Annotated in this window: 9 protein-coding genes; 2 read left to right on the top strand and 7 right to left on the bottom strand. The window is 52.7% G+C overall.

The features are described 5' to 3' along the window. A partial coding sequence (locus tag AB1690_01825; protein ID MEW6014038.1) for a hypothetical protein occupies positions 1-264 on the top strand: 264 nt, incomplete at its 5' end. A 365-nt stretch (positions 265-629) separates the two neighbouring features. Here AB1690_01825 and AB1690_01820 read toward each other — a convergent pair. From AB1690_01820 to AB1690_01805, 4 genes are read right to left on the bottom strand one after another with little or no spacing between them, the layout of a single operon-like run. Next, positions 630-1,772 carry an acyl-CoA dehydrogenase family protein gene (locus tag AB1690_01820; protein ID MEW6014037.1) on the bottom strand — a complete coding sequence of 381 codons (1,143 nt, stop codon included), beginning with the start codon at positions 1,770-1,772 and terminating at the stop codon, positions 630-632. Between the two features lies 1 nt (position 1,773). Continuing rightward, positions 1,774-2,913 carry an acyl-CoA dehydrogenase family protein gene (locus AB1690_01815; GenBank protein ID MEW6014036.1) on the bottom strand — a complete coding sequence of 380 codons (1,140 nt, stop codon included), beginning with the start codon at positions 2,911-2,913 and terminating at the stop codon, positions 1,774-1,776. Positions 2,914-2,928: 15 nt separating this feature from the next. Continuing rightward, positions 2,929-3,795 carry a 3-hydroxybutyryl-CoA dehydrogenase gene (locus AB1690_01810; protein MEW6014035.1) on the bottom strand — a complete coding sequence of 289 codons (867 nt, stop codon included), beginning with the start codon at positions 3,793-3,795 and terminating at the stop codon, positions 2,929-2,931. Positions 3,796-3,807: 12 nt separating this feature from the next. Continuing rightward, positions 3,808-4,998 (bottom strand): acetyl-CoA C-acetyltransferase, encoded by a 1,191-nt coding sequence (locus AB1690_01805; GenBank protein ID MEW6014034.1) that lies wholly within the window; start codon positions 4,996-4,998, stop codon positions 3,808-3,810. 220 nt (positions 4,999-5,218) lie between these two features. On the opposite strand from AB1690_01805, the gene AB1690_01800 reads away from it, so the two are divergent. After that, positions 5,219-5,818, top strand: a complete 600-nt coding sequence (locus AB1690_01800) for a hypothetical protein (GenBank protein ID MEW6014033.1) — start codon at positions 5,219-5,221, stop codon at positions 5,816-5,818. 217 nt (positions 5,819-6,035) lie between these two features. On the opposite strand, the gene AB1690_01795 is transcribed toward AB1690_01800, so the two are convergent. Genes AB1690_01795 through AB1690_01785 form a run of 3 tightly spaced genes read right to left on the bottom strand, consistent with a single transcriptional unit; the run spans position 6,036 to position 8,845 of the window. After that, a complete protein-coding gene (locus AB1690_01795) occupies positions 6,036-6,536 on the bottom strand; it encodes a biotin/lipoyl-containing protein (protein ID MEW6014032.1) in 501 nt (166 codons plus the stop codon). Next, the gene (locus AB1690_01790; protein ID MEW6014031.1) at positions 6,533-8,050 is read right to left on the bottom strand and encodes an acetyl-CoA carboxylase biotin carboxylase subunit; all 1,518 of its coding nucleotides are present in this window, start codon (positions 8,048-8,050) and stop codon (positions 6,533-6,535) included. The genes AB1690_01795 and AB1690_01790 overlap by 4 nt, the downstream gene beginning before the upstream one ends. Continuing rightward, positions 8,051-8,845 carry an enoyl-CoA hydratase-related protein gene (locus tag AB1690_01785; GenBank protein ID MEW6014030.1) on the bottom strand — a complete coding sequence of 265 codons (795 nt, stop codon included), beginning with the start codon at positions 8,843-8,845 and terminating at the stop codon, positions 8,051-8,053. It lies immediately after the preceding gene. Positions 8,846-8,847: the final 2 nt, after the last annotated feature.

The raw sequence follows: 8,847 nt of genomic DNA, 5'->3' as shown, positions 1-8,847 counted from the left end.
GATTCAGGAGTGAAAATGGGGCACTGGAACCGCCTTTCCCTCAAGGAGTTCGAGCGATTAGCCCAGGAGGAAGGTTTGTTTGTCCTGGGGACTGCCTGGACTAATGAAGAAAGAGCGGCAGGTCACAATTTTGCGCCGCAAGAGCCAGTGATGAATCTGCTTTGCAGATGTCAGCGTAAAATCAGGCCCTGCCGCAACAAGGAAGAGTGGCGTCAGTTCTCACCCCGACAGGAATCGGGATTAGGAACTGACGCAACGACATGAGAGTTCCGTCAGGAGGTCCCGCTTGAAGCGGGACTGACGGCGCGGGAAAAGTAGGGGTCGACCCGTGTGTCGACCCGAAATCATCCCCCGTATCGGAGGGGGGGATGATTTCAGCAATGGGCGAACGCATGGGTTCGCCACTACGGAAGAATGTCAAAACCCCCACTCGCGCCACGCGGTTCAGACGAGGCTTTGGGGGGATATTGAGTTACTCGGCGGTGAATTGGAGAGGGGCGTCAGGTCACACCCCCGACAGGAGTCGGGGGCAAGACCTGACGCAACTTTAAAAGTGATTTACCAGCAGATGTGGACACCTGCCAGGCACGAATAAGATGATATTACTTGTTCGCGGTAAGAGTAAGAATCTACTGGACCGACTTTATCAGTTCGCGGGCGATGACCAGCCGTTGGATTTCGGAAGTCCCCTCCCCTATCTCGCAGAGTTTGACATCCCGCCAGATACGCTCGGCCGGATATTTTCCGGTATAGTAACCAATTCCGCCGAGAATCTGAATCGCCTTTGACGCGACCCGGGTGCCGACTTCACCGGCATACAGTTTCGCCATGGCGGAATCGCGGGTATGCTGCAGGCCGGCGTCTTTCTTGGCGGCGGCGCCATATATCAAATAGCGGGCGGCTTCAATCTCGGTCGCCATATCGGCCAGCATCCATTGAACTGCCTGGAATTCGGCAATCGATTGCCCGAACTGCTTGCGTTCCACAGCATATTTCAAAGCGCAGTCGAGCGCTCCCTGCGCCAATCCTAACGCCATGGCGGCGATAGAGATTCTTCCGCCGTCAAGCGTAATCATGAACTGTTTGAATCCTTCGCCCAGTTTTCCCAGCTGGTTCTCTTTGGGAATCTTAAGGTCGGTGAAATGAAGGAAGGCGGTATCGGAGCCGCGCAAACCCATTTTATTCTCTTTCTTGCCGACATCATAGCCCTGCCAGTGCCGCTCCAGGATAAATGACGAAATTGCTTTGACCCCCGGTTCATCGGAGGTGCGAGCGGTGGCTATGGAGGCAAATGCATGCGAGGCGGAAGTAATGAAGCACTTGGTGCCATTCATAATCCAATGGTCGCCTTTGAGGACGGCGGTGGTCTTGGTGGCGCCGGCATCGGAGCCGGCCTCAGGCTCTGTCAGACCGAAGGCGATAATCTCACCGGCGGCTCCACGGGGAAGATATTTTTTGCGCTGCTCATCGGTTCCAAAGCGATAGATGGGGTACATCCCGAGCGAATTATGCGCCGCGATAGTGATACCGGTGGAGCCGCAGACGCGGGACAGTTCTTCCACGGCGATAGAGTAACAGATGGTATCGACCGGTTTGCCGCCGTATTCTTCCGGCACGACCATGCCGAAGAGCCCGATTTCAGCCATCGGTTTTATATGACGGCTGATGAATTCCTGTTTATCATCGAGTTCGGCCGCGTAAGGGGCGATCTTTTCCAGGGCGAATGCCCGCATTTTTTCGCGAAATTCATGGTGCTTCTTTTCTAAGAGCATATCACTCCTTCAAGAGGTCCCGAGCGATGGTCATTTTCTGGGCTTCGGTGGTGCCTTCGTATAATTCGCAGACGCGGGCGTCGCGGAAATATCGCTCCACCGGATATTCTTTCATGTAGCCGTAACCGCCGTGAATCTGCACCGCTTCATTGACGACGAAGTTTGCCATCTGACTGCAGAAGAGTTTTGCCATGGAGGCCTCGCGGACGATGTTTTTCCCTTCATCCTTCAGCTGCGCCGCCCGGTACGCCAGAAGCCGCCCGGCATCGAGGTCAGTCGCCATATCGGCCAGTTTGAACTGAATCGCCTGAAAGTTGGCGATCGGCTGCTTGAACTGCTTGCGCTCTTTGGAGTACTTCACGGCTTCTTCCAGAGCGGCGCGGGCGATTCCTATCGACTGAAACGATACGCCGATTCGCCCCGAATTGAGAATGGTCAACGCCATTTTGAAGCCGGCGCCCGGGTCGCCTATCATATTTTCCTTGGGTACTTTCACATCAAGAAATGAAACCTCCCGAGTATCCGAGGCTCTCATACCGCACTTTTTCTCTTTGGCGCCGATAGAAATACCGGGGAATCCTTTTTCCACGGCAAAGCAGGAAATCCCTTTATTTCCCGCGGAGGGGTCGGTAACGGCGAAGACGATAAAGATTCCGGCTTGGCCGCCGTTGGTCACAAAGGTCTTGGTGCCATTAATCAGAAAGTGGTCGCCTTTGTTGACAGCCTGCGTGCTCATTCCGGCCACATCGGTTCCGGCATTCGGCTCGGTGACGCAGTATGAGCCGACCATCCCGGCCGCCATTTTGGGCAGATATTTTTCTTTCAAGGAGTCGGAGCCGAAGCGGTAGATTATCTCGCAGCAGAGAGAGTTCTGGACAGACATTAGAATGCCGACGCCGGCGCAGGCGGCGCAGACCTCCTCCAGCGCGGCGCAAAAACTGACCGTGGTTAATCCCAGTCCGCCGTACTGCTCCGGAAGCATCATCCCCAGATAACCGAGACTGGCCATTTCGTCAATCAATTCCTGCGGGATGCCGTCCTCTTCATCAAATTCCTGGGCATGCGGCAGGAGGCGTTTCTCCGCAAATTCACGGGCGGTCTCTTTTATCATCAGGTCATCTTCACTGAGATGAAAATCCATACCATTCTCCTTTACTTAATCATATACGAAAAAGCCGCGACCGGTCTTGCGCCCCAAGTATCCGGCCTGCACCATTTTCCAGAGAAGCGGACAGGGGCGGTATTTAGAATCGGAAAATCCCTTATAAAGGACTTCCATAATCGCCAGGCAGACATCAAGCCCGATAAAATCAGCCAGAGTCAGGGGACCCATGGGGTGATTCATTCCCAGCTTCATAACGGTGTCGATATCTTCGGCAGATGCTACACCCTCCATCAGGGCATAAATCGCTTCATTTATCATCGGCATCAATATCCGATTGGAGATGAAGCCGGGGAAGTCATTGACCTCCACCGGCGTCTTGCCGAGCTTGAAGGACAACTCTTTTATAACATGAAAGGTCTCATCGCTGGTGGCAATACCGCGAATCAACTCAATCAGCTTCATCATCGGCACCGGATTCATGAAGTGCATGCCGATGACTCGGTCGGCTCTTTTGGAAGCGGCGGCGATCTGGGTAATCGGCAGCGAGGAGGTATTGGATGCCAGAATGGTGTCGGGCGGGCAGATAGCCGCCAGCTGGGTGAAAAGTCTCAGTTTGGCATCAAGGTTCTCGTAAATCGCTTCAATCACCAGTTGCGCCGATTTGACTTCATTGATATCGGTGGTGGTTTTGATTCTTGCGAGCGTTTCGTTTTTTATCGCCTCGGTGATTTTCTCTTTTTTAATCATTCGGTCGAGGTTTCCGGCAATAGTCTTAAGGGCGCGCTGTAATAGTTCCGGCGAGGTATCCACCAGAAGGACGTTATAGCCAGACTGGGCGACGACATGGGCTATCCCGTTGCCCATGGTGCCGCCGCCGACCACAGCAATCTTATTTATATCCTCCAAACGCATAGTCATTTATCTCCCCTTTCAGACCATCTCTATAGCCATTGCCACCGCGTGACCGCCGCCCAGACAGAGAGTTGCCAGGCCGTTTTTCTTACCGCGGTCTTTGAGGGCGTAAATTAACGTAGTCAGTACCCGGGTTCCGGAAGCTCCGATAGGATGTCCCAGCGCAACGGCGCCGCCATGGACATTGACACGGCTCCAATCCCAGCCGAGTTCTTTGCCGTCGGCAAGAGCCTGAACGGAGAAGGCTTCATTGGCTTCAATCAAGTCAAAATGATGCACGTCAACTCCCATCTTTTCGCAGAGTTTCCGGACAGCATGAATCGGGGCAAAGAAGAGCAGTTCCGGTGAGACGCCGGCGGTTGTATATTCAATAACTCTTGCCAGCGGGGTGAGATTGTTCTCTTTAAGGAACTTTTCGGAGACGACCACGGTAGCCGATGAGCCGTCATTGAGGCCCGGGGCATTTCCGGCGGTGACGGTGCCCTCTTTCTCAAAAGCCGGTTTCAGCTTGGCGAGCCCTTCCATGGAAATCTCAGCGCGCGGGCATTCATCTTTCTTGAAAAGGACGGGGTCACCTTTTTTCTGAGGTATCTCAATCGGAAAGATTTCGGCATCAAATTTCCCCTGCTGCTGGGCGGCAATCGCTTTCTTGTGAGAATTATAGGCGAATTCATCCTGCTCCTGACGGGTGATATTTGCCATTCTGCCAGTAAGTTCGGCGGCGCTTCCCATATGCCAGTTTTTGAAAGCGCACCAGAGGCCATCCAGAACCATCGAGTCCTGAAGTTTCTTATCGCCGAATTTAAGGCCTGCTTTGGCGCCGTGGAGAACATAAGGGGTGCCGGACATCGATTCCATCCCGCCGGCTATGATGCAGTCCTGGTCGCCGGCGCGAATCGACTGGGCGGCGAGCATGACCGCTTTCAGTCCGGAGCCGCAGACTTTGTTTATGGTGAAGGTAGCCACCTCGGGCGGCACTCCGCCGCCGATAGCGGCCTGGCGAGCCGGCGCCTGGCCGACGCCCGCTTGAACTACCTGCCCCATGATTACTTCATCAATCCGATGGGGGTCGATATTAGCCCTATTAATAGCTTCCTTTATTGCCAGCGCTCCCAGTTGAGTCGCGGTAAACCCGGATAGTCCGCCCAGGAAGGTCCCGATAGCGGAACGGCAAGCGGAGACGATATAAGCCTCGTTGCGATTACCCATTTATTCCTCCATAAATTGCACAGTTTTTCTATAAAACATCTTAATTTACGGCTCTCCAATCGGTTAAGCAAGTGAAAGTTATCACAAACTGAAAATGTTTTTATTATTTTTTTTGTTGACATTATTGTTGAATTTGGCTTTTATTTGCGCCGATTTAATGAGAAAAGAAGTCCAGAAAAGGATTTCGCATACGGTTTAACAACCTGAAAGGAGGATTTAGATGAAGAAGCAGTTACTTCTGGGTCTGGTCGTTCTCGCTTTCGCGCTGACCGCAACGGCTCAGGAAAACCCTATTGACAAGGGGAGCTGGTTCTTAGGCGGACATGTATTCTTCATGTCGCAGGGTGGGGATCTATACAAGGTTGGGGATGAGTCTCCGACAACCTTTAGCCTTGCCCCGGAATTCGGTTACTTCATTTCTCCCGGGCTCTTCATCGGAGCCATGGTGGACTACACTCAGTTCAAGATTGGTGAATTCAAGAATACCGATATGGGCGTTGGTCCTATTGTCGGTTACTACTTCAATCTGGACAAAGCCAGAACGGACGTCAAGGGCTCGGTCTATCCGTATATCAAGGCCTTCTTCAACTATATGTCAATCAAGGCAGAAGATGGCGTTGATGAAGAAAAATGGACCGGCACCCAGATTGGCGGAATGGCGGGGATTAACTTCCTGCTTTCCGAAGCAGTTGCTCTTGACCTGGGCGTTATGTTCAGCGCTGACAATGCCAAGCCGGAATTCAACGGAGTGGAAGGCGAGTCCTATTCAGGGACCAGCATGCAGATTGGCGCCGGTGTGACTTATTTCATCTGGAAATAAACGCTGATTTGATTAGAAGAGCCGGACTCTGGTCCGGCTTTTTTTTTGCGAGTTTGTTTGGGGAAAAACGAGAATTGGGAGTTATCATAGATAACGATGTTTGAGGCGAGAATCAATTCGGAAGAATTGGTTCTCATGGGCGACCGCAAGGGTCGCCCCGATAATGGCATATCTTCGAGATTCAAGATGATATTGTCGAAACCGTAAAGGTTTCGACCTACAGGACCGGCAGTTCCAGTTCAATAATCGGGATTTCGGTGCCGACCTGCTCGCCATCCTTGAAATTTATCTTCTTGACGGTTCCGGAGGCCGGGGAATTGACCTGATTTTCCATTTTCATCGCTTCCACAATCACCATCGGCTGTTTCGCTTCGACCGTCTCCCCTTCCTTTACCAGCAGTTTGACAATCTTGCCCGGCATCGGGGCGAATATTTTGTCTTTGGCGACGGCGTGCGCCGCCGCTGATGACGCCATATCGCCGTCATCGGAGGGGATTTCCAGTTCAATAAGGAGACCGTCAATATCGATATAGGAGCGATTTCCTTTGACCACGCAGCAGACCATTTTTTTGGCCCCGTTGAGAATCACCTGAAAATTGCCCGGAGCGATTTCGGAGACAAAATAATTGTTCTCCCCGACTGAGACCTCAAATCCGGAAGGGACTGTTTTCAGTTTGGTCTCAACCGTTTCCTCGTTATAAGCAAACTGATTTATCATTTGTTAATCCTCATTCCGAGCTCCCAGGGTCCGATAGTCTGCCAGGGGGAAAGCCCTTCTGCCTGTTTCACGACGGTCGGTCTTGCCTTACTCCCCTGCGCCATTGCCACGGTCGAGACGGCCGCGGCCAGTTCCAGCGCCGGAATGAGGTCGACCGTTCTCTCTGAAAAGTGCTTCTCGATAAAATTGGTGTAAGTGTTTCCAGCTTTGAATTCCGGATGGCTCAGGATATCTATCATGAATTTACGCGAAGTCTTTATTCCCAGAATCTTGTAGTCCTTCAAAGCCTGAATCATCTTGCTGATTGCCAGTTCGCGGGTCGGAGCATAGACAATAAGTTTCGCCAGAATCGGGTCATATTCGACGCCCACCGCAGTTCCCTTTGTTACACCGGAATCGACTCTTATCCCGGGCCCGACCGGCTCCTGATAATATAGAATATCACCGGAGGAGGGCAGGAAATTATTCTCGGCATCTTCAGCATAGATGCGGCACTCGATGGCATGCCCCCGCTGTTTAGCCTCGAGGACGTAATCGGAGATTTTCTCCCCTGCCGCAATCCGAATCTGTTCCACCACCAAATCGACGGAGGTGGTCATTTCGGTTATGGGATGCTCCACCTGGATGCGGGTATTCATTTCAAGGAAATAGAAACTTCCACTCTTATCAAAAAGGAACTCGACGGTTCCGGCATTGCGATAACCGGCGGCAGTGGCAACGCGAACGGCGGCGTTACCCATCTGCACCCGGAGGGCGGGAGTAAGCGCGGTGGAGGGAGTTTCCTCGATGATTTTCTGGTGGCGTCGTTGTACCGAACACTCGCGCTCAAAGAGGTGGATGGTATTGCCATGGTCATCCGCCAGTACCTGGAATTCGATATGGCGGGGATTTTCGATATATTTTTCGAGATAGACGGTATCATCACCAAAGGCGTTTTTGGCTTCCCGCTTCGCCGCTTCTACCGAAGGAGCCAGGTCTTCCCGTCTATGGACAATCCGCATCCCTTTACCGCCCCCGCCGGCGGCGGCTTTTATCAACACCGGATAGCCGGCTTCCTCTGCGGCCGATTCAAACTGAAAGATATTATCGCCGGAGGCTTTCATGCCCGGTATGATAGGGACGCCCGCCGTTGCCATTTTGATGCGGGATTGAACTTTGTTGCCGAGGAGACGCATCGCTTCGGCGGAAGGACCAATAAAGGTCAGCCGGGCTTTCTCGCAGGCAATTGGGAACAGCGGATTTTCCGAGAGGAAACCATAACCGGGATGAATGGCGTCACATTTATGCGCCCGGGCGGTTTCAACGAGCTTCTTGATGTCAAGATACGACTCTCGCGGCGGCGGGGGACCGATTTCGACCGCCTCATCGGCCAGGAGAGTATGCAGGGCATTCTTATCGGCGGTGGAATAGACCGCCACGGTGGGGATATCGAGCAGTTTGCAGGCGCGAATAACCCGGACAGCGATTTCCCCGCGGTTGGCAACTAATATTTTTTTGAATAATTTTTTCGACATTTATTCCTGCACCCATTTTGGTTTACGTTTTTCCAGGAAAGCGTTCATCCCTTCCTGACCTTCCGGAGAAATCCTAAGACGGGCAATCATCTCGGCGGTGAACGGCTTGTATTCCTTCTCGCTCATATGGGGAACAGCCGAGACCAAGCGTTTGGCAACGGCGATTGCCTCCGGTCCCGATGAGCGAATCATGGTCAGCAGTTCCGCGACGGTATCATGCAGTTTATCGTCAGGGACAAAGCGATTGATAAGCCCGATTTGAAACGCCTTCTCGGCGCTCATCCGCTCGCCGGTGATAAAGAATTCGCGCGCTTTTCCCTCGCCGATTTTTTTGACCACATAAGGACCGATGCAAGCCGGCACCAGGCCGATTTTGACTTCGGAGAAAGAGAATTTCGCGGATTCGGCGGCGATGGCGATATCGCAGACGGCGACAAAGCCGACACCGCCGCCAATGGCGGCGCCGTTAATTTCCCCGATTACCGGGCAGCGGAAATGGTAAAGTAGTGCAAACAATTCTGCCAGGGCATTTGATTCTCTAAGATTCTCTTCGAAAGATTGGGTGATGACCCGCTTCATCCAATTGAGGTCGGCGCCGGCGCAAAAGGATTTCCCCTCTCCGGTTAAGACCACGGCTCGAAGCGATTTTTCATTGTCGAGTGCCTGGAACAGGTCGGTCATTTCATAGATGACGGTATCATTGAAGGCGTTGTGAAGATCGGGGCGGCAGAAATTTACAAAGGCTACCTGGTTGGAGATACGACAGCTAATTGTCTGATAACGGCTCGGCTCCATCG

The organism is Candidatus Zixiibacteriota bacterium (assembly GCA_040753495.1).
GTDB lineage: Bacteria > Zixibacteria > MSB-5A5 > GN15 > PGXB01 > DYGG01.
This window is presented reverse-complemented; position numbering and strand designations above follow the sequence as displayed.

Coding starts and splice junctions, on each gene's coding strand:
- AB1690_01820 (MEW6014037.1), bottom strand. CDS start 1,772: ATGCTCTTAGAAAAGAAGCACCATGAATTTCGCGAAAAAATGCGGGCA.
- AB1690_01815 (MEW6014036.1), bottom strand. CDS start 2,913: ATGGATTTTCATCTCAGTGAAGATGACCTGATGATAAAAGAGACCGCC.
- AB1690_01810 (MEW6014035.1), bottom strand. CDS start 3,795: ATGACTATGCGTTTGGAGGATATAAATAAGATTGCTGTGGTCGGCGGC.
- AB1690_01805 (MEW6014034.1), bottom strand. CDS start 4,998: ATGGGTAATCGCAACGAGGCTTATATCGTCTCCGCTTGCCGTTCCGCT.
- AB1690_01800 (MEW6014033.1), top strand. CDS start 5,219: ATGAAGAAGCAGTTACTTCTGGGTCTGGTCGTTCTCGCTTTCGCGCTG.
- AB1690_01795 (MEW6014032.1), bottom strand. CDS start 6,536: ATGATAAATCAGTTTGCTTATAACGAGGAAACGGTTGAGACCAAACTG.
- AB1690_01790 (MEW6014031.1), bottom strand. CDS start 8,050: ATGTCGAAAAAATTATTCAAAAAAATATTAGTTGCCAACCGCGGGGAA.
- AB1690_01785 (MEW6014030.1), bottom strand. CDS start 8,845: ATGGAGCCGAGCCGTTATCAGACAATTAGCTGTCGTATCTCCAACCAG.